Below are 19,701 nucleotides of genomic sequence, written 5' to 3'. Positions count from 1 at the left end.
GTGCGCCCGCAGCGTCGCAGGGAGAGGTTCAGAGCGCGGGGAACCAGAGGCCGATCTCGCGCTCGGCGGACTCCACGGAGTCCGACCCGTGCACCAGGTTCTGCTGCACCTTCAGACCCCAGTCGCGGCCCAGGTCGCCGCGGATCGTTCCCGGCAGAGCCGCCGTCGGGTCGGTGGCACCGGCCAGCGAGCGGAACCCGGCGATGACGCCCTGCCCCTCGGCGACGACCGCCAGCACCGGGCCGGACAGCATGAACTCGACCAGCGGGGCGTAGAAGGGCTTGCCCTCGTGCTCCGCGTAGTGCGCGGCGAGGACCTCGGGGGTGGCGTTCTTCAGCTCGACGGCCGTGAGCGTGTAGCCCTTGGCCTCGATGCGCCGCAGGATCTCGCCGGACAGGCCGCGGCGGACGCCGTCGGGCTTGACGAGGACGAGGGTGCGCTCGGGCGCGGGCGTGGTGCTATCGGTCATGGCGCCACCCTATCGGCCGACGACGGCGCCACCGGCCGCCGGATCAGGCGTTCGGTGCCGTCTCGGGATGCTCCGCGTCGTAGGCCGCCCGTTCCCGGTCGATGCGGCCGCCGAGGCGCAGCGCCATCACCCACAGCACCACGAAGATCCCCGCGACCAGGAACATCATGGGCAGCAGCAGCCCGGTCGCGAGGACGGGGACCTGCACGACCGACCCCGCCACGAACCCGCCGGGCCGCGTCAGCATCCGCGAGAGCACGATCAGCACCACGGCCAGCACCCCGGACACGACCCACAGCGACGCCGTGGAGTCCAGCACGAGCAGGCCGGGGCGGTAGCCCGTGTCCCGCAGCCCGAACAGGGCCAACGCCGCGAAGAGGACCACGAACGCCTCGAGCTGCAGCACCGTCGAGGCGAACTGCACCTTGGCCGGCTTGCGCGGGGTGATCGAGTCCCCCGGGCGGGGACGGTCGTCCTTCTTCGAGCTCACCGCTCCAGGGTATCCGGCGTCCGGCGGTGCGGGTCACGCGGCCCGGCACCGGCGTCCGCTCCCGGGGCCGTCCCGCCGTCGTCCGAGCCGCCGTCGTCCGCGCCGGACACCGCGGGCACCGCACCCGGCAGCTCGCTCTCGTCGTTGACCGCCTCGCCGCGCGCGACCATCCCGGCGACGTCGGACAGCTTGAGCACCGGGAGGAAGAGAGCCATGACCAGGCCCACCGCCACCAGGGGCACCAGGTACCAGAAGGACGGGGCGAGCGACTCGGCGTAGGCGTCGATCACCCCGGTGCGGAACGGCTCGGGCAGCTGCTGCACCGCCTCCGGCGTCAGGCTCGCCTCGGACTCGGCGGCCCCGCCGGGCACGTCGCCGAACACCCCCTGGAGGTTGTCCGTCAGCCGCGTGGTGAACATGGTGGTGAACAGCGCGGACCCCACGGCGGCGCCGATCTCCCGGAAGAAGTTGTTCGCGCTGGTCGCGGTACCGAGCTCGTGCGGGTCGACGGCGTTCTGCACGGCGAGCACCACGACCTGCATGACCAGTCCCATGCCGGCCCCCAGCGCGAAGATCATCGCCCCGAACGTCCACATCGACATGTCGCCGCTGAGCGTCGTCAGCCACACCATCGACAGCCCGACCACGACCAGCCCGACCACGGGGAACGCCTTGTAGCGACCGGTCCGGGTGATCGCCAGACCGGAGCCGATCGAGGTGATCATCATGCCGGCCATCATCGGCAGCATGAGCCAGCCCGACTCGGTGATCCCGGCGCCGGTGGACATCTGCAGGAACGTGGGCAGCATCGCCATCGCGGAGAACATGCCCATGCCGAGCACCAGGCCGATGAGCGTCGACAGGGTGAAGGTGCGGTTCTTGAACAGCCGCAGGGGCAGCAGCGGCTCGGCCGCCCGCGTCTCGGCGACGACGAACGCCGCCACCGCCCCGAGGGTGAGCACCACGAGCCCGGACAGGCGCCAGTCGGACCAGTCGTAGCCGCCGTCGGCCAGGGACTCCCAGCTGGTGATCAGCACGATGCCGGTGGTCGCGGTCGCCATGGTCACGATGCCGGCCCAGTCCACCGGGCGCGAGGACCGGTGCGAGGGCAGCCGCAGCGCGAACCAGGCGATGGCGAACGCGGCCACCCCGATCGGGACGTTCAGCCAGAAGGCCCAGCGCCAGCCCGGACCCTCCGTGAACCAGCCCCCGAGGAGCGGTCCCAGCACGGCGGAGATGCCGAACAGCGCGCCGAGGGGGCCCATGTACTTGCCGCGCTCCGAGGCGGGCACGATGTCGGCGATGATCGACTGCGACAGGATCATCAGCCCGCCGCCGCCCAGGCCCTGCACGGCACGCCACAGCACCAGTGCCAGCATCGTGTCGGCCAGCGCCGCCCCGGCCGAGGCGACCGTGAACAGCCCGATCGCGACGAGGAACGGCCAGCGGCGCCCGTACAGGTCGCCGAACTTGCCGTACAGCGGCATGCCGATCGCCACGGCCAGGATGTAGGCCGTGATGACCCACCCCTGGTGGGCGACGCCGTGCAGCTCGCCGACGATCGTGGGCATCGCGGTGCCGACGATGGTCTGGTCCAGGGAGGACAGGAACATCGACGCCATCAGGGCGCCGAAGATGAGCCAGATCGTGCGCTTCGTCAGGACGACGAGCGGCTTGTCCGGCGCGGGGGCAGGGGCGTGGGCCATGGCTTCCTCGGATCGGTACGGGTGGAGCGGGGCGGTGCGGGGCGGTGCGGGGCGCGGCGGGGGGCGCCGGGGTCAGGAGCGCAGCAGGGCGCGCAGGGACGCGACGGCGGGCGCGACGTGGTCGGCCAGCTCGCCGGCGCACCCGGAGCTCTCCCACCGGTCGCCGGCGGCGCGCAGCAGCAGGCCGACGGTCAGCGAGGCGAAGTCCGGGTCGACGGCGGCCGGGAGCGTCTCGGCGCGGCGCGCGAACAGCCGCGCGACCTCGGCGCGGTGCTGCTCGAGCCACGCGGCGTGCCGCGCGAGCAGTCGCGGCTCGGCCTCCAGGAGCGTGTACGCGCGGCGGGCGCGGTCGTGCGACCCCGCCATGGTGGCGAGCATCGCGGTGACGAGCGCCTCGACGTCCTCGAGCAGCGTCCCGGTGGGACCGCCGTCGACGAAGGTGGCCACCGCGTCGTCGTCGACGTCGAGGCCGCGCTGGCCGAGCACGGCGTCGTCCTTGGTGTCGAAGTAGTTGAAGAAGGTGCGCGGCGAGATGCCCGCGGAGGCGGCGATGTCCTCGACGGTCACGGCGTCGAGGCCGCGGTCCAGGACCAGCGCCTGGGCGGCGTCGACGATGGCGTCGCTGCGCTCGCGCTTCTTGCGCGCGCGCAAGCCGGTGGTCGGTGCGGTGCTCACCCGAGAATCATGCACTCACTGCAACATTGCAGTCAATGCATGATTCGTGGCGGTGGTCACTCCTCCCCGAAGCCCCCCTCGATCATCCCCACGACGACGTCGACCGCACCGGCCGCGTCCGTCCCGCGCGCCGCCACGGTCACCCGTTGACCGGCCACCGTGCCCAGCGACATCAACGCCAGCACGCTCGACGCGTCGGCCCCGTCGACCGTCACCGGCACACCCAGGTCGGCCACCGACCGGGCCAGCAGCGCCGCCGGTCGCGCGTGCAGGCCCAGCTTGTTGCGGATCTGTGCCGTCGCCGTCGCCTCGTCGGCCGCGCCCGACGTCGGCGCACCGGGTGCCTGCACCGTCTCGCCCGACGCATGGGTGCCGGCGGGCGCCGGGCTGTCGTCGGCGGAGGACTCCACGAGCTCCAGCACCGGCGACGGACCGATCGAGTGCACGGCGGCCTCCGCCGACTCGGCGACCGCGTCGGGCGCCGCACCCTGCTGCGCCGTGACCGCCGCCGCGACGGCACCCTCGACGAACGGCGCCGAGACCAGGCGAGCCCGCCGTGCCAGCGCGGGGTCCAGCTCGAACGCCGCCTCCACCACCAGCGCCGCCGACCCGAGGTCCGCGAGGACCACCACGCCGTCGACGGTGCCCAGGGCGTCCGCCAGCGCGTCCTGCACCCGGTCCAACGAGGTGCCCAGGCCGCCGTCCTCGTCCCCGGCCGCGCAGCGGATCACCACGTCAGGAGCCATCTGCCGCGCCAGGTCCGCCGTCCCCTGCGCCATCGGCGCCGAGTGCGCCACCAGGACCAGCCCCACGTCCACCGTCACCGCTCCACCTCCCCGCCCGCAGGTCCGCGAGCCGTCGCAACGGGGACGCGATCCGACACGTCCCCCACGTCAGTCCGCCCCGGCCGCCGCCACCGCGGCGGCCAGGAGCATCGCCGTCGACCTCGCGCCGGGATCCTCGGTCCCCGCGCTGCGCGGGCCCAGGTACGAGGCCCGACCCTTGGTCGCGATCATCGGCACCGTCGCCGCCGCACCGTCCGCGGCGGCCGCCGCGGCGGCGCGCAGCACCTCCACCGCGTCGCCGCCGTCCGCGGCACGCTCGGCCGCCTCCACGGCCGGTGCCCAGGCGTCCACCATCGTCTTGTCCCCCGGCACGGCGCGACCGCGGCTCGTGATGCCCTCGGCCGCGGCCTCGACGAGCGCCACCACACCCGCGCCGTCCAGATCGGCGCGGTTCGTGACCCGCGCCGCGTGCAGGAACGCCGTGCCGTACAGCGGGCCGGAGGCGCCCCCCACCGTCGACATCAGCGTCGTGGCCACCAGCCGCAGCACCTGGGCCACCGTCTCGCGCGGGGGCACGGCCTCGTCGTCGAGCCGGCTCGCGACGGCCGCGAACCCGCGGTCCATGTTCACACCGTGGTCGCCGTCCCCGATCCGGCGGTCCAGCTCCGTCAGCTCCTCCCGGGCCGCGTGCATGTCGGCGGCGGACCGCCGCATCCACCGCTCGGCCCACGCGGCGTCCAGCGTCACCACGTCAGCGCCGGGGTCCGGACCGGCGCGTCCCACAGCTCGGCGAGCTCGTCGTCGAGCACCAGCACCGACACCGAGACCCCCTGCATCTCCAGCGACGTGACATAGCTGCCCACCAGCGACCGGGCCACCTCGAGCCCGCGCGCCTCGAGCAGCTCGCGGGCCCGGCCGTAGACGACGTACAGCTCGCTCTGCGGCGTGCCACCCATGCCGTTGACCAGCAGCAGCACGCGCTCGCCGCCCGACGGCGCCAGGTCCTCCAGCACCGGTTCCACCAGCGCAGCGGTGATCTCGCGGGCGCTGCCCACGGCCTGGCGGTGCCGGCCCGGCTCGCCGTGGATGCCGATGCCGATCTCCACCTCGTCCTCGGGCAGGTCGAAGCTCGGGCGCCCCACGTGCGGCACCGTGCACGCCGTCAGCGCCACCCCCATCGTCCGCACCCGCGACACGACACGCTGGGCGATCTGGGCCACCGCACCGAGCGAGTCCCCCCGGGCCGCAGCAGCACCGGCGATCTTCTCGACGGCGAGGGTCCCGGCGACCCCGCGCCGTCCGGCGGTGAACTGGGAGTCCTCGACGGCGACGTCGTCGTCCACCAGGACGCTGGCGACCTGCACGCCCGAGTCCTGGGCCAGCTCCAGGCCGGTCTCGAAGTTCAGCACGTCCCCGGTGTAGTTCTTGACCACCGCCAGCACGCCCGCACCGCCGTCGACGGCCTGCACGGCCGCGGCCACCTGGTCCGGCGTCGGGGACGTGAACATCTCCCCCGGCACGGCGGCGTCCAGCATCCCCGCACCGACGAACCCGACGTGCAGCGGCTCGTGGCCCGACCCGCCACCGCTGACCAGGGCGACGCGGCCCGCCGCCGGGCCACCCGCGCGCAGCACGTACGTCGGGTCGCGACGCACCTCGATCTCTCCCGCGTGCGCGAGCGCGAACCCGCGCAACGCGTCGACGACGGCCTCAGCCGGGTCGTCCAGCAACTTCTTCATCGCGACGCACCCCTTCTCGACGTCCTCGTGGTCGAACGACAACCGGGTCCATCCACAGCACCCGGTTCCATCCAACACCCACGGGGCGACACCCGCAGCGTCGTCGCAGCCTACGTGTAGTAGAGCGCGACCGGGCGACCGTCGATCTGGTGCACCGCGACGTCCATGTCGAAGATCTCCCCGAGCACCGCAGGTCGCATGATCTCGGCCGGCGTCCCCGAGGCGGCCACGCGCCCGTCCTTCATCGCCACGATGCGGTCCGACCAGGCGGCGGCGAAGTTGATGTCGTGCAGCACCGCGACGACGGTCCTGCCCAGCTCGTCGGCGGCACGTCGTGCCAGCCGCATCATCCCCCGGGCATGGACCATGTCGAGGTTGTTCAGGGGCTCGTCCAGCAGCACGTAGTCGGTGTCCTGCGCGAGCACCATCGCCACGAACGCCCGCTGACGCTGCCCGCCGGACAGCTCGTCCAGGAACCGGCCTCCCAGGTCCGTCAGGTCCAGGTAGTCCAGGGCGTCCTCGACGTGCCGGCGGTCCTCCGCCGTGGTGCGCCCCTTCGAGTGCGGGTAACGGCCGAACGTGACGAGCTCCCGGACGGTCAGCCGGACCGCGAGATGGTTGTCCTGCCGCAGGATGCCCAGTCGCCGCGCCATGACGTCACCCGGAGCGGTGGCGACGTCGTCCCCGTCGACCACCACGCGCCCGGCGTCCATCGGGAGCAGCCGCGCCACCATCGACAGGAACGTGGACTTGCCGGCCCCGTTCGGGCCGATCACCGAGACCACGCCGCCGGCGGGCAGCTCGATCGAGACGTCGTCGACGACGGCGGTCTCGCCGTAGCGCTTGGTGAGCCCGGTGGCGGCGATGGCTCCGCGGGTACGGGTCGGGACCGTCATCGGCGGCCTCCGGCGACGAGCAGTGCGATGAACACGATTCCTCCGAGGAACTCGATGACGACGGACAGGACGGTCTCCATGCCGAGCAGGTGCTCGAGCAAGGCCTGTCCCCCGACGAGCGTGACGACGGCGAGCAGGGCGGCCACGGGCAGCGTCAGGGCGTGCCGGTGGCTGCCGAGGAGCACGTAGGCCAGGTTGGCGACGAGCAGGCCGAAGAAGGTGATCGGACCCACCAGCGCGGTGGACACCGAGACCAGGACCGCCACCACCACGAGCACCAGCAACGAGGTGCGTCGGTGGTTCACGCCGAGCGCCACAGCCGTCTCCCGGCCCAGCGCCACCACGTCGAGGCGACGCCGCATCGTCCACAGCAGCGTGCAGCACACGAGCACGACGACGGCGCTGGCAGCGAGGAGGCGTTCGTCCACCCCCGTGAAGCTCGCGAACAGTCGCGACTGGAGCACCTGGAACTCGCTCGGGTCCATCATCCGCTGCATCAGCGCCGTGGCCGAGCGCAGCAGGGTGCCCAGCACGACACCCACCAGGAGGACGAGGTGCAGGGAGCGTCGGCCCCCGCCGAACAGGCCCAGGAACAGCGCCAGAGACGCCGCGACCATGAGCGCGACGGCGACGCCGAACTGCTCGACCACCCCGACGGACGCCAGCGCGTACGAGCCGAGCACGAACACCAGCGAGGTCTGCAGCAGCTGGTACAGGGAGTCGAACCCGAGGATCGACGGCGTGAGGATGCGGTTGGTGGTCAGGGTCTGGAACACCACGGTCGACGTGGCGATCGCGACGCCCACGACGACCATCGCCGCGACGCGGCGACCGCGGAACGGCAGGGTGAACTCCCACCCCGCACGGACATCGACGGTGAGGTAGACAGCGGTCGCGGCGAGCGCGAGGACGGTCAGGCCCGCCACGACGAGCCGCGCACGACGACGCAGCGCCCGCTCGGTGGAGTCGCCGGCACCAGGGGTGGCCGACGTCCCGCGGGCGGCGTCGAGGGGGTGGACGTCAACCGACATCGGGGGCCTTTCGCAGCAGCAGCCAGAGGAACACGGCGGCCCCGACGACCCCCATGACGACGCCGATCGGGATCTCGTACGGGTAGCGGATGACGCGGCCGACGACGTCGCAGACCAGGACGAGCGCCGCCCCCCCGATCGCGACCCACGGGAGGGACCGGCGCAGATTGTCCCCCCGCAGCAGACTGACCACGTTGGGGACCACCAGGCCGAGGAACGGCAGCGCGCCCACGACGACCACGACGACGGCGCTCGTGACGGCCACGACGCCCAGGCCGAGCGTCATGACGCCGCGGTAGCCGAGGCCGAGCGCGGTGGCGGTGTCGCGACCGAGCCCGACGACGGTGAACCGGTCGGCCAGGACGTAGACGACGACCGTCAGGGCCGCGACGACCCACAGCATCTCGTAGCGACCGGCCATCACCCCGGAGAAGTCCCCGGTGAGCCAGGCGGACAGGGTCTGCATCAGGTCGTACCGGAAGGCGATGTAGGCGGAGACGGCACCGATGACGCCGCCGAGCATGATGCCGACCAGCGGCACCGTGACGACCGACCGGATCGGCACGGCACGCAGCACCAGCAGGAACAGACACGTGCCGGCCACGGCGAACACCGCCCCGACGCCGATCTTGCCGGGCAGCGCCATCCCGGGCGCCCAGATCGTGACGATCAGCAGCCCGAGGGCCGCCGACTCCGAGGTGCCCACGGTCGACGGCTCGACGAACCGGTTGCGGACGAGCATCTGCATCACGACCCCGGCGACGGCGGTGCAGGCACCGGCGAGCAGGATCGCGACGGTGCGCGGCAACCGCGACACCGTCAGGAGCTGTCGGGCGTGCCCGTCGTCGGACCAGAGGGTGGCCGGGGTGACGTCGCTGACCCCGATGAAGACGGAGGCGACGGCCCCGACGACCAGGCCGAGGACCGCGAGGCAGATGCCGAGGACGGCGCCGCGCTGCGACGCCGTCCCGGCGGGTGCGGTGGTGCTCACGAGGTCAGGAGGCGTCCTGGAGCGCCGTGGTGACCTCGTCGGCCATGCCGGTCAGCGTCGGGACGCCGCCGTTGACGATGTACCAGGCCACGGGGTCGAGGTAGACGACCTGCTCCTCGGCCCAGGCGGTCGTCTCGTGGACGACGGCGTTGTCGAGGACCTGCTCGGCGTTGTCGGTGCCCTCGCCGATGGCGGCGTCCCGGTCCAGGACGAACAGCCAGTCGGGGTCGGACTCGAGGATGAACTCGAACGAGATCGCCTCGCCGTGCGTCTCCGCCTCGACGTCCTCGACGGCAGGCTCGACGCCGAGCGTGTCGTGCAGGTAGCCGAAACGGGATCCCGGACCGTAGGCGGTGACCTCGCCGCCGGAGGTCAGCACGATCAGGCCGGTACCCGCGCCCTCGGCGGCCTGCTGTGCGGCGGCGACGGACTCGTCGAGCTCCGCGACCAGCTCGTCGACGCCCTCCTCGGCGCCGACGGCCTCGCCGAGCAGCTCGGTGTTGGCGACCACGGAGTCGTGGAACGACGCCCAGTCGTTGGACAGGTCGATGGTCGGCGCGATCTCCGACAGGTCGGGGTAGGCCGCGGACGACCGACCTGCGACGATGATCAGGTCGGGCTGCTCGGCGGCGACCGTCTCGTAGTCGGGCTCGAAGATGGTGCCGATGTCGGTCACGTCGTCGCTCGCGTAGTCGGCGAACGCCTCGGGCAGGTTGGACTTGGCCACGCCGGCGACGTCGACGTCGAGCGCGTCGAGCACCGACAGGGCCGCGTAGTCGAAGGTGAAGATCTTCTCCGGGACGCCGTCGAGCTCGGTGGTGCCCTGGGCGTGCTCGATGGTGATGGTCGCCGACTCGGCGTCGGACGACTCCGCGGCCGTTTCGGCGTCGGCCTCGGATCCGGCGTCGGCCTCGTCGGTGCCGGCGCAGGCCGAGAGGGAAAGCGCCAGGACGGCGGCGGGCACGACGGCGGCGGCCGTGCGGCGCAGGGAGCGAACGCTCACGGTGGAACTCCTCGATGCGGGACGTGTGTGGTCGGCGTGAAGACGCCGCACACAACATAGGTGAGGCTTACCTTCGCCGTCCACCCATTCCGCAACGTGGACGTTGCGTAATGATCGTCACACTCGCGCCGCCCGCGACTCCGTCACCCCCGACCCAGGAGGATCCGCGCGTCGGCCACGGTGATCACCGACCCCGTCACCACGACCCCCGTGCCCGTACCGACGCCGACGACGTCGTCCGCCTCCACCAGGTTCGTGGCGACCTGCAGCGCCTCGTCCAGCCGCTCGGTGACGTGCACCCGGTCCTCGCCGAACACGTCGCGGGCGATCTCGGCGACCGCGAACGGGTCCGCCGACCGCTCCGACGAGTTGCGCGTGAGGACCACCTGCGACAGCCCCGGCTCGAGCGCCGCCAGCAGACCCTCGGCGTCCTTGTCCGCCATGATCCCGACCACGCCGACGACGGTGCGCAGCGTGAACGCCTCGTCCAGCGCCGCGACCAGAGCCTCTGCACCGTGCGGGTTGTGGGCGACGTCGACCAGCACCGTCGGGCTCGAGCGCACCAGCTCGAGACGGCCGGGCACCGCCACGTCGGCGAACGCCGTCTCCACGACCCCGCCGTCCAGCGCCCGTCCGCCCAGGAGCTGTTCGACCGCGCCCAGCGCCAGCAGGGCGTTGTGGGCCTGGTGGGCGCCGTGCAGCGGGACCAGCACCTCGGTGTACGTGGCGGCCGGCGTGCGCAGGGCGACCAGCTGACCGCCGACGGCGACCTTGCGGTCGAGCACCTCCAGGTCGACGTCCTCGCGCAGCAGGCGGGCCCCGACCTCGGCCGCCCGCTCGGCCAGGACCTCGTCGACGTCGGGCCGCTGTGCCGCGGTCAGGGCGGTGGCACCCGGCTTGATGATGCCCGCCTTGACCGTCGCGATCTGCGCGGGCGACGAGCCCAGCCACTTCTCGTGGTCCACGCTGACCGGCGTGATCACGGCGACGTCGCCGTCCGCCGTGTTGGTGCAGTCCCACGTACCGCCCATGCCGACCTCCAGGACGGCGACGTCGACCGGGTTGTCGGCGAAGGCGGCGAACGCCATGGCGGTCAGCACCTCGAAGAAGTGCAGCGGGGACTTCCCCTCGGCCTCGAGCTCGTCGTCGACCACCTGGATGTACGGGTGGACGTCGTTCCAGACCTCGACGAACCGCACCGCGTCGAGCGGTTCGCCGTCGACCTGGATGCGCTCGGTGACGCTGCTCAGGTGCGGCGAGGTGAAGAGCCCGGTGCGCAGCCCGTGCTCACGGACCAGGCGCTCGGCCATGCGGGCCGTCGAGGACTTGCCGTTGGTGCCGGTCAGGTGGATGACCCGGAACGTGCGCTGGGGGTCGCCGAGCAGCTCGAGCAACCGGCCGACGCGGTCGTCGATCGTGGGCTCGACGTCGTGCTCCGGGGCCCGGGACACGATGTGGGTGTAGATGCGCTCGAGGTCCTCACGGGCGGCGGCGTCCTCGGCCGCGGTGCGGGCCGCCTTGCGCTCGTCGGCCTTCTGCTTCCTGGTCCTGCCGGTCTCGTCGCTCACGCACCGAGATTACGCGACCTGCACGTCTCCCACCGCCGTCCGACGAGGTAGGCATCGTCACGCCGAGGTAGGCGAACCTCCCGCGAGGTAGGCCAGAGTTCCGTGGCCTACCTCACGGAACCCTGGTCTACCTCGCGGAGAGATTGCCTACGTCGCGAGACGTTGGCCTACTTCGTGCGGGTGACGTCGACGGTCCGCTCAGAGCCGTCGACGCCGGTCACCACCATCGACGTGGCCAGCGTCTCGCGCATCACCAGGTCGCGGTGCGCCTCGACGGCGTCCACGTGCTCGGTCGGCACACCGAGCGCGAGATCGATGCGGTCGCTGACCTCGAGACCGGCGGCCTTGCGGGCGTCCTGGACGTCGCGCACGACGTCGCGGGCGTACCCCTCGGCGCGCAGGGCGGCGTCCAGGGCCAGGTCCAGCACCACGAACCCGCCGCCGGGCAGCACGGACGCGGCCACGTCGGCACCGGCCTCGGAGCCCACGACGGTGGTCAGCTCGTACTCTGCCGGCAGCAGCGGCACGTCGCCGTCGTCGGTGGTCACCATGACCTCGCCGTCGGCCTGGTGCCAGGCACCGGTCTTGGCGGCCTTGATGACCGCCTGCACGCCGCGCCCCAGCCTCGGCCCGGCGGCGCGGGCGTTGACGGCGAGCCGCTCGGTGATCCCGAACCGCTCAGATGCGGCGGCGTCGGCCACCACCAGGTCGACGGCCTTGACGTTCAGCTCGCCGGTCAGCAGGCCGGTGTAGTCCGCGAGCGCCTCCGGGTCCGGGACGGCGACGGTGAGGCGGGCCAGCGGCTGGCGCACCCGCAGCTGGTTGGCCTTGCGCAGCGCCAGGGTGGAGGACACGACGGCGCGCACCTCGTCCATGGCGGCGACGAGCTCGTCGTCGCGCACCAGGGCGGGCACGGTGTCCGACGTCGGCCAGTCGGCCAGGTGCACCGAGCGCCCGCCGGTCAAGCCGCGCCAGATCTCCTCGGTCACCAGCGGGGCGAGCGGCGCCATCACGCGGCACAGCACCTCGAGCGCGGTGTACAGGGTGTCGAACGCGTCGGCGTCCTCGGCCCAGAACCGGTCGCGCTGGGTGCGCACGTACCAGTTGGTGAGGACGTCGAGGTGCTCGCGCACGGTCTCGCAGGCCCCGGCGACGTCGTAGGCGTCGAGCTGGTCGGTCACGCGGTCGACGAGGTCGTGGGTGCGCGCCAGGAGGTAGCGGTCCAGGGCGGGCAGCCCGGCCACGCGCTCGGCCGTCACGGGCTTCGCGAGGTATCCCGCGGCGGAGCCCTCGGAACCGCTCGCGCTGTTCGCGTACAGGGTGAAGAAGTAGTAGGTGCTCCACAGCGGCAGCAGCACCTGGCGCACGGCGTCGCGGATGCCGTCCTCGGTGACCACGAGGTTGCCGCCGCGCAGGATCGGCGACGACATGAGGAACCAGCGCATGGCGTCCGAACCGTCGCGGTCGAAGACCTCGTTGACGTCCGGGTAGTTGCGCAGCGACTTGCTCATCTTGCGCCCGTCGGAGCCGAGCACGATGCCGTGCGAGACCGCGGAGCGGAACGCGGGCCGGTCGAACAGCGCGGTGGCCAGGATGTGCAGCGTGTAGAACCAGCCGCGGGTCTGGCCGATGTACTCGACGATGAAGTCGCCCGGGTAATGGTGCTCGAACCACTCGCGGTTCTCGAACGGGTGGTGCACCTGGGCGTACGGCATGGAGCCGGAGTCGAACCAGACGTCGAGGACGTCCTCGACGCGCCGCATGGTGGAGCGGCCCGTCGGGTCGTCGGGGTTGGGCCGGGTGAGGTCGTCGACGAACGGGCGGTGCAGGTCCGGCTCGCCCGCCGCGTTGCGCGGCAGGGTGCCGAAGTCGCGCTCGAGCTCGGCGAAGGAGCCGTAGACGTCGACGCGCGGGTAGGCGGGGTCGTCGGACTTCCACACCGGCACCGGGGAGCCCCAGAACCGGTTGCGGGTGATGGACCAGTCGCGGGCGTTGGCCAGCCACTTGCCGAACTGGCCGTGCTGGATGTGGTCCGGCGTCCAGGAGATCTGGTCGTTGAGCTCGAGCATCCGCTCCTTGATCTTGGTGACCTCCACGAACCAGGAGGACACGCCCATGTACATCAGCGGCTGCCGGCAGCGCCAGCAGTGCGGGTAGGCGTGGTCGTAGGACTCGCGGCGCAGCAGCACCGTCCCGGCGCTGACCGACCCGGCGTCGGCCTCCCCTCGGGTGCGCGCCTTGAGGTGGTCGATGATCGGGGCGTTGGCGTCGAAGACCTGCAGGCCCGCGTACTCGTCCACGGGATGCACGAACGTCCCGTCGGCCTTGACGGGCATGACCGACGCGACGCCCTCGCGGTCGCAGACGATCTTGTCGTCCTCGCCGAACGCGCCGGCGGAGTGCACCAGGCCGGTGCCGTCCGTGGTCGTGACGAAGTCGGCCTCGACGACCCGGTGGGCCCGCTCGCGCCCGGCGTAGTAGGAGAACGGCGGGGCGTAGGTGACCTCCAGCAGGTCGCGGCCCGTCAGGCGCCCCACGACGCGGGGCTCCTCGGCGCCGTCGTCGGTCAGCTCGCGGGCGTAGGCGCCCACGAGCGCCTCGGCGAGCACGAACCGTTGCGGCGTCCCGGCCGGCGCGGCCTCGACGACGACGTAGTCGATGTCCGGCCCGACCATGACGAGCAGGTTGGACGGCAGCGTCCAGGGCGTGGTCGTCCACACGAGCAGCTTGTCGCCGGGGCGCACGACGTCGGTACCGCCGTCGGGCACCGACGTCACGTCGAGGCCCACGGTCACCGCCGGGTCCTGACGGTTCTGGTAGACGTCGTCGTCCATGCGCAGCTCGTGGTTGGACAGCGGCGTCTGGTCGTTCCAGCAGTACGGCAGGACGCGGAAGTCCTCGTAGACGAGCCCCTTGCGGTACAGCTCGGAGAACGCCCAGATCACCGACTCCATGTAGTCGGGGTTGAAGGTCTTGTAGTCGTGGTCGAAGTCGACCCAGCGCGCCTGACGGGTGACGTACTCGCGCCACTCGGCGGTGTACTTCAGCACCGAGGTGCGGCAGGCGTCGTTGAACGTCTCGATGCCGAGCTCGAGGATCTCGTCCTTGGTCTTGATGCCGAGCTGGCTCATCGCCTCCAGCTCCGCGGGCAGGCCGTGGGTGTCCCAGCCGAAGCGCCGCTCGACGTGCCTGCCGCGCATCGTCTGGTAGCGCGGCACGACGTCCTTGACGTAGCCGGTCAGCAGGTGGCCGTAGTGCGGCAGCCCGTTGGCGAAGGGCGGGCCGTCGTAGAAGACGAACTCGTTCTCGCCGTTCTCCCCGGCAGGGTTCTTGGCGACCGACGCGCGGAACGTGTCGTCGGCCTCCCAGTACGCCAGCACGTCGCGCTCGATCTGCGGCAGCTGCGGGGACGCGGGGATGCCGAACGCCTCGCCGGGCGTGGTCCCGGGGGCGGGTTCGGGCGTGCGGTGCAGCGGGTAGGCCATGGGGCTCTCCTGAACGGGCGGGCGTACGGGTCGTCGTCGGGCATCGAGGACGACGACGGCGCCCCGGCGTCCTGGGTCAGGACGCCCGGCGTGCCGGGCCGCGGTACCACCCCGCTTGCGGACCGTCCTTGCCGACGGCCGGTCCACCGCTCGTTCACGGCTGTGACGGGCCTACCCGTCCGGTTCTACTGGGCGCCCGCGCGCGGCGAGGGCCGTTCTTCCGGAGGCTCGCCGGTGATGGCCGGGTCGACGCCTGTGCCTCGATGATAGCGAGCCGTGCAAGCGCGTGCTCACAGACGCTCGGCCAGGAGCTCGACCCCGCTCCCGGAGAGGTCGGCGAGCCCGGCACGACGGCCGCTCACCGCCAGCAGCAGGGCGACGGCGGGGCCACGGACCGAGAAGCCGTCGCCCCGCGCACCCTCGGCGTCGACCGGTTCGAGACGCAGGCCCGCGACGCGCTCGCGCCCTCCCCCGAAGCGTGCGCCGGTCCGGATCAGGTAGTCCAACGCCGTCATGACCGGCTCCGACGGGTAGGACGCCCCGATGCCGAGGGGCCGGCGGATGTCCTCCCCGTGGACGTAGGCCTCGACGAGGCGCGCGGCGAGCGGACCCGGAGGTGTGTCGGTGCGGTCGACCACCGCGCGGAAGGACTCCAGCGTCACGGTCGGGTCGGTGGCGCGGCAGCGCGCCACACCGCGCTCGTTCACCCGGTCGAAGTCGAACCGGGCGGCGACCATCTGGCGCCAGAACGCTCGGCGGGTCGTGACGGCGCTGTCCACGAGGTGCGCGAGCACGTCGTGGACCGACCACCCGGGGACCAGGGACGGGACTGTCCACCGGTCGTGGGGCAGACCGGTGAGGTCACGCACCAGCCGGCGCCGCTCCGCGTGCACCGCCTCCCAGATCACGTCGCTCGTGGGCACAGATCGGCTCCTCTCCACCGGTCGTCACGGACCTCGCGCCCGCCCGTGTGACGGACGGCTCGGGGCGACAGAACTCATCGGCGCAGGGCAGATCCTGCCGTCCCGCGGTGAACTCCTGCCGAACGAGCGACCGGTACGGCCCACCCGCCCCGGCGCGTCGTACTGTCGGTCCGACGCCCGCACCCCGCCGGCCGGCGACCCCCGGTCGCGAACCCCGAGGAGGACCTCATGCGTGCCGAGAACCGCACGCACGGTGCCGCACGTCCCGCCACGCCGTCGGCCGACGGGACCCAGCGCCGGACCCTGCGCGTGCTGGTGGCCGCCCAGGTCCTGTCGGGAGCCGGGCTGGCCGCCGGAATCACGGTGGGTGCCCTGCTGGTGGCCGAGCTGCTCGGGTCGGCACGGTTCGCCGGGGTACCCGCCGCGCTGTTCACCGGCGGGTCCGCCGCCGCGGCCCTGGTGGTGGGCCGCCTGTCGCAGCGCTACGGGCGGCGCGCCGGCCTCACGTTCGGGTACGTCGTCGGGGCGCTCGGGGCGTTCGTCGTCGTGCTGGCGGCCGTCGTGGCGAACGTCGCGCTGCTCCTCGTGGCCTTCGCGCTCTACGGAGCGGGCACCGCGACGAACCTGCAGGCCCGCTACGCGGGTGCCGACCTGGCACGGCCGGACCACCAGGCCCGCGCCGTGAGCACGGTGCTCGTGGCCACCACGGTCGGGGCCGTCGCCGGACCGAACCTCGTGGGCGTCATGGGCGAGCTCGCCCAGGGCTGGGGCGTCCCGGCGCTGGCCGGGCCGTTCCTCCTGGGCGGCGCGGCGTACGCCGGGGCGGCGGTCGTGCTGTGGGCTGCGTTGCGCCCCGACCCGCTGCTGCTGGCCCGGTCCCGGGCGCTGGAGCGGGAGCGGGAGACACCGGTGGCTGCGAGGCCGTCCACGGACCCTCCGGACTCCGCGTCAGCCACCGCCGGACCCACCGGGGACGACGGCGGCACCGCGGCACCGCCGTCGGGCACCGCCATGCGGGGCCTGACGGTGCGCCGCGCCGTGCTGCTCGCCGGGACGGTGATGGTCCTCACGCAGGGTGTGATGGTCGCGATCATGACGATGACGCCGATCCACATGGCCCACCACGGGCACGCGGTGTCCACCGCCGGACTGGTCATCGCCGTGCACGTGGGGATGATGTACCTGCCCGCGCCGCTGTCCGGCTGGCTGACCGACCGGTACGGGCCGTTGCGCGTCGCCGTCGGTGCGGCCGCCACGCTCCTGGCTGCCGGCGTCGTGTCCGCGGTGGTGCCGCCGTCGTCCGCGGCCGGCCTGGCCGTGGGGCTGGGTCTGCTGGGCCTCGGCTGGAGCCTGGGCCTCGTGTCCGGCACAGCCCTGCTGACCACCTCGGTGCCGCTGGCGACCAGGGCCCGGACCCAGGGAGCCGTCGACCTCGCGGTGGCGCTGGCCGGGGCCGCCGGCGGGCTGGGGTCCGGTTTCGTCGTCGCCTCGTCGAGCTTCGCGGCACTCGCCCTCGGCGGCGGACTGCTGGCGCTGGCCGTGCTGCCCGTGATCGCGCTGACGGCGCGTCCCCGGTCCTGATACCGACCACCGTCTCGCGAGATACCGGTCCGTCGCCGAGATACCGGCCGGTCGACGTCCGGAGATGCGACCCAGCGGTACCTCGGCGACGGAGCGGTATCTCGGCGCAGCAGGTCGGTCCGGTCAGACGCCGGTGCGCGCGATCTTCTGGTTGTGCGCCTGGGCGCGGGGCCGCAGGATCAGCAGGTCGGTGTTGACGTGCGCCGGCCGGGTCAGGGACCAGGCGACCGCGTCCGCGATGTCGTCCGCGACCAGCGGCTGGTACCCCTCGTAAACCGCTGCCGCCCGGTCGGCGTCGCCGTCGAACCGCACCAGGGAGAACTCCTCGGTCGCGACGTTGCCGGGCGCGATCTCCATGACACGGATCGGCTCGCCGGCGATCTCCCAGCGCAGCGTCGTGGACAGCATCCGTTCGGCGTGCTTGACGCCCGTGTACCCGGCGCCACCCTCGTAGGCGCCGTGCGCGGCGGTCGAGGTGACCACGACGACGTCGGCGCCGCCGTCGGGCCCGGACGCCTCCGCGGACGCACGCAGCAGCGGCAGCACCGCCTGGGTGACCCGCAGCGTGCCGAGCACGTTGAGCTCGTACATGTGCCGCCAGCCGTCCAGGTCGCCGTCCTCGACCCGATCGAGGCCGAGCGCTCCCCCGGCGTTGTTCACCACGGCGTCCAGCCCGCCGGTCGGCTCCAGGTACCGCACCAGGTCGGCCACGCCCGCCTCGTCGGTCACGTCCAGCGGGTACGCCTCGGCCCCGGTCTCGGCGGCCAGGGCCTCCAGCCGGTCCGCGCGGCGGGCGGACGCGACGACCTGCCAGCCCTCGGCGCGCAGCCGGCGCACCGTGGCGGCGCCGATGCCCGACGACGCGCCGGTGACCAGGGCGCGGCGGGCGGGGGTGGACGGAGTGGTGCTCATGGTGGGGCTCCTCGGGTTCGGGGACGGTCAGGCGGCGACGTCGCGCAGCACGCCGGCGAGGACCGCGAGGCCCTCGCGCGCCTCGTCGTCGGTCACGACGCAGGGCGGGACCACGTGGACGCGGTTCTCGGCGACGAACGGCAGCACACCACGTTCGAGGCAGAGCGCCTTGATCCGTGCCACGCTCGCGGCGTCCAGCGGCTCACGGGTGTCCTGGTCGGCGACGAGCTCGACCGCCCAGAACACCCCCGTCCCCCGCACCTCGCCGACGAGCGGGTTCTCGTCCGCGAGCGCCGCGAGGCCGGGACCGAGCACGTCGCGTCCGACCCGGGCGGCGTTCTCGACGACTCCCTCGGCCGCCATGGCGTCCAGGGCGGCGACGATCGCGGCCATCGCCAGCGGGTGCCCGGAGTAGGTGAGCCCGCCGGGGAAGACCCGCTCGTCGAAGGTCGCGGCGATCGCCTCGCTGACGAGGACGCCGCCTGCGGGCACGTAGCCCGAGTTGACGCCCTTGGCGAAGGTGATCAGGTCGGGCACGACGTCGTGGGCCTCGAAGGCGAACCAGGACCCGGTGCGTCCGAAGCCGGCCATCACCTCGTCGAGGATCAGCACGATGCCGTACCGGTCGCAGATCTCGCGCACGCCGGCCAGGTAGCCGGGCGGCGGCACGAGGACGCCGGCGGTGCCGGGGATCGTCTCGAGCAGGACCGCGGCGACGGACGTCGGGCCCTCGCACTGCACGACCCGTTCGAGGTGGTGCAGCGCGCGGGCGCACTCCTCGGCCTCGGTGGTGGCCCAGAACTCCGAGCGGTACAGGTAGGGGCCGAAGGCGTGCACGTGGCCGCGCGCGTACTCGTTGGGCACGCGGCGCCAGTCCCCCGTGGCGACGACGGCGGCACCGGTGTTGCCGTGATAGGAGCGGTAGGCGGAGATCACCTTGTCGCGGCCGGTGTGCAGGCGGGCCATGCGCACGGCGTTCTCGTTGGCGTCGGCGCCGCCGTTGGTGAAGAACACCTTGGCGAATCCCTCCGGGGCGCGGGCGAGGACGCGTTCGGCGGCGCGGCCGCGGGTCCGGTTGGCGGTGGCGGGCGAGACCGTGGTGAGCAGGTCAGCCTGCTCCTTGATCGCGGCGACCACGGCGGGGTGCTGGTGGCCGATGTTGGTGTTGACGAGCTGGCTGGAGAAGTCCAGCCAGGTGGTCCCGGCGTGGTCCCACACCCTCGACCCGGCGCCGCCGGCGACGACGAAGGACGGCAGGTGCGCCTGGGCGGACCAGGAGTGCAGCACGTGCCGGTGGTCGGCCTCGAGCACGGCGTCGTCGAGCGCGGCGCCGGTGGGTGCAGCGCCGGTGGGGGCGGTGGGAGGCATGGGTCGTCCTTCCGGGAGGGCCAGGTGGTGTGGGGGGCCATGCGTGGCGCCGCCGGGGATCTCGGCGGCGGCGCCACGC

At 73.0% G+C, this 19,701-nt stretch carries 17 protein-coding genes; 1 reads left to right on the top strand and 16 read right to left on the bottom strand.

The window, feature by feature from the left end; translation table 11 throughout:
- Positions 1 to 28 precede the first annotated feature (28 nt).
- From ndk to HDG68_RS11675, 14 genes are all read right to left on the bottom strand, one after another.
- Complete coding sequence (gene ndk, locus HDG68_RS11740; RefSeq protein ID WP_172152317.1) at positions 29 to 469, bottom strand: nucleoside-diphosphate kinase; 441 nt, start codon at positions 467 to 469, stop codon at positions 29 to 31.
- A 43-nt stretch (positions 470 to 512) separates the two neighbouring features.
- Positions 513 to 959: a DUF4233 domain-containing protein gene (locus tag HDG68_RS11735; protein WP_343037551.1), complete on the bottom strand. Its 447-nt coding sequence runs from the start codon at positions 957 to 959 to the stop codon at positions 513 to 515.
- Positions 956 to 2,665: an MDR family MFS transporter gene (locus tag HDG68_RS11730; RefSeq protein WP_172152315.1), complete on the bottom strand. Its 1,710-nt coding sequence runs from the start codon at positions 2,663 to 2,665 to the stop codon at positions 956 to 958. The genes HDG68_RS11735 and HDG68_RS11730 overlap by 4 nt, the downstream gene beginning before the upstream one ends.
- A gap of 72 nt (positions 2,666 to 2,737) precedes the next feature.
- The gene (locus HDG68_RS11725) at positions 2,738 to 3,340 is read right to left on the bottom strand and encodes a TetR family transcriptional regulator (protein WP_172152313.1); all 603 of its coding nucleotides are present in this window, start codon (positions 3,338 to 3,340) and stop codon (positions 2,738 to 2,740) included.
- A 56-nt stretch (positions 3,341 to 3,396) separates the two neighbouring features.
- Positions 3,397 to 4,164 carry a dihydroxyacetone kinase phosphoryl donor subunit DhaM gene (gene dhaM, locus HDG68_RS11720; RefSeq protein WP_343037550.1) on the bottom strand — a complete coding sequence of 256 codons (768 nt, stop codon included), beginning with the start codon at positions 4,162 to 4,164 and terminating at the stop codon, positions 3,397 to 3,399.
- Positions 4,165 to 4,233: 69 nt separating this feature from the next.
- On the bottom strand, positions 4,234 to 4,872 hold the full coding sequence (dhaL, locus tag HDG68_RS11715) for a dihydroxyacetone kinase subunit DhaL (protein ID WP_172152311.1): 639 nt from the start codon (positions 4,870 to 4,872) through the stop codon (positions 4,234 to 4,236).
- A complete protein-coding gene (gene dhaK, locus HDG68_RS11710; RefSeq protein WP_172152309.1) occupies positions 4,869 to 5,864 on the bottom strand; it encodes a dihydroxyacetone kinase subunit DhaK in 996 nt (331 codons plus the stop codon). Before dhaK ends, dhaL begins: the two co-directional genes overlap by 4 nt.
- Before the next feature lie 110 nt (positions 5,865 to 5,974).
- Positions 5,975 to 6,760, bottom strand: coding sequence for an iron ABC transporter ATP-binding protein (locus HDG68_RS11705; protein ID WP_172152307.1), 786 nt, complete (start codon positions 6,758 to 6,760; stop codon positions 5,975 to 5,977).
- Positions 6,757 to 7,791 carry an iron chelate uptake ABC transporter family permease subunit gene (locus tag HDG68_RS11700; RefSeq protein ID WP_172152305.1) on the bottom strand — a complete coding sequence of 345 codons (1,035 nt, stop codon included), beginning with the start codon at positions 7,789 to 7,791 and terminating at the stop codon, positions 6,757 to 6,759. Before HDG68_RS11700 ends, HDG68_RS11705 begins: the two co-directional genes overlap by 4 nt.
- Positions 7,781 to 8,782, bottom strand: a complete 1,002-nt coding sequence (locus HDG68_RS11695; protein ID WP_172152303.1) for an iron chelate uptake ABC transporter family permease subunit — start codon at positions 8,780 to 8,782, stop codon at positions 7,781 to 7,783. Before HDG68_RS11695 ends, HDG68_RS11700 begins: the two co-directional genes overlap by 11 nt.
- Positions 8,783 to 8,786: 4 nt before the next feature.
- The gene (locus HDG68_RS11690) at positions 8,787 to 9,785 is read right to left on the bottom strand and encodes a siderophore ABC transporter substrate-binding protein (RefSeq protein ID WP_343037549.1); all 999 of its coding nucleotides are present in this window, start codon (positions 9,783 to 9,785) and stop codon (positions 8,787 to 8,789) included.
- A 143-nt stretch (positions 9,786 to 9,928) separates the two neighbouring features.
- Positions 9,929 to 11,353, bottom strand: coding sequence for a glutamate ligase domain-containing protein (locus HDG68_RS11685; RefSeq protein ID WP_172152301.1), 1,425 nt, complete (start codon positions 11,351 to 11,353; stop codon positions 9,929 to 9,931).
- 167 nt (positions 11,354 to 11,520) lie between these two features.
- Positions 11,521 to 14,838: an isoleucine--tRNA ligase gene (gene ileS / locus HDG68_RS11680; RefSeq protein ID WP_172152299.1), complete on the bottom strand. Its 3,318-nt coding sequence runs from the start codon at positions 14,836 to 14,838 to the stop codon at positions 11,521 to 11,523.
- 290 nt (positions 14,839 to 15,128) lie between these two features.
- Complete coding sequence (locus HDG68_RS11675) at positions 15,129 to 15,761, bottom strand: maleylpyruvate isomerase family mycothiol-dependent enzyme (RefSeq protein WP_172152297.1); 633 nt, start codon at positions 15,759 to 15,761, stop codon at positions 15,129 to 15,131.
- Positions 15,762 to 15,989: 228 nt separating this feature from the next.
- Between HDG68_RS11675 and HDG68_RS11670 the strand changes: the two genes are divergently transcribed.
- Complete coding sequence (locus HDG68_RS11670; RefSeq protein ID WP_172152295.1) at positions 15,990 to 17,342, top strand: MFS transporter; 1,353 nt, start codon at positions 15,990 to 15,992, stop codon at positions 17,340 to 17,342.
- 123 nt (positions 17,343 to 17,465) lie between these two features.
- Here the strand turns inward: HDG68_RS11670 and HDG68_RS11665 are convergent, their stop codons facing one another.
- Positions 17,466 to 18,254 (bottom strand): SDR family oxidoreductase, encoded by a 789-nt coding sequence (locus HDG68_RS11665; protein ID WP_172152293.1) that lies wholly within the window; start codon positions 18,252 to 18,254, stop codon positions 17,466 to 17,468.
- Positions 18,255 to 18,281: 27 nt separating this feature from the next.
- Positions 18,282 to 19,622 (bottom strand): aspartate aminotransferase family protein, encoded by a 1,341-nt coding sequence (locus tag HDG68_RS11660; protein ID WP_172152291.1) that lies wholly within the window; start codon positions 19,620 to 19,622, stop codon positions 18,282 to 18,284.
- Between the last annotated feature and the right edge of the window lie 79 nt (positions 19,623 to 19,701).

The sequence above is a fragment of the Isoptericola chiayiensis genome (genome assembly GCF_013149805.1).
In the GTDB taxonomy this organism is placed as follows: Bacteria; Actinomycetota; Actinomycetes; order Actinomycetales; family Cellulomonadaceae; genus Isoptericola; species Isoptericola chiayiensis.
Note: the sequence above shows the minus strand (reverse complement) of the source record. Positions and strands in the feature narration are given on the sequence as shown.

What these genes read in the sequence shown, in the direction of transcription:
- ndk (WP_172152317.1), bottom strand. Translation starts at nt 469, where the DNA reads ATGACCGATAGCACCACGCCCGCGCCCGAGCGCACCCTCGTCCTCGTC.
- HDG68_RS11730 (WP_172152315.1), bottom strand. Translation starts at nt 2,665, where the DNA reads ATGGCCCACGCCCCTGCCCCCGCGCCGGACAAGCCGCTCGTCGTCCTG.
- dhaK (WP_172152309.1), bottom strand. Translation starts at nt 5,864, where the DNA reads ATGAAGAAGTTGCTGGACGACCCGGCTGAGGCCGTCGTCGACGCGTTG.
- HDG68_RS11705 (WP_172152307.1), bottom strand. Translation starts at nt 6,760, where the DNA reads ATGACGGTCCCGACCCGTACCCGCGGAGCCATCGCCGCCACCGGGCTC.
- HDG68_RS11700 (WP_172152305.1), bottom strand. Translation starts at nt 7,791, where the DNA reads ATGTCGGTTGACGTCCACCCCCTCGACGCCGCCCGCGGGACGTCGGCC.
- ileS (WP_172152299.1), bottom strand. Translation starts at nt 14,838, where the DNA reads ATGGCCTACCCGCTGCACCGCACGCCCGAACCCGCCCCCGGGACCACG.
- HDG68_RS11670 (WP_172152295.1), top strand. Translation starts at nt 15,990, where the DNA reads ATGCGTGCCGAGAACCGCACGCACGGTGCCGCACGTCCCGCCACGCCG.
- HDG68_RS11665 (WP_172152293.1), bottom strand. Translation starts at nt 18,254, where the DNA reads ATGAGCACCACTCCGTCCACCCCCGCCCGCCGCGCCCTGGTCACCGGC.
- HDG68_RS11660 (WP_172152291.1), bottom strand. Translation starts at nt 19,622, where the DNA reads ATGCCTCCCACCGCCCCCACCGGCGCTGCACCCACCGGCGCCGCGCTC.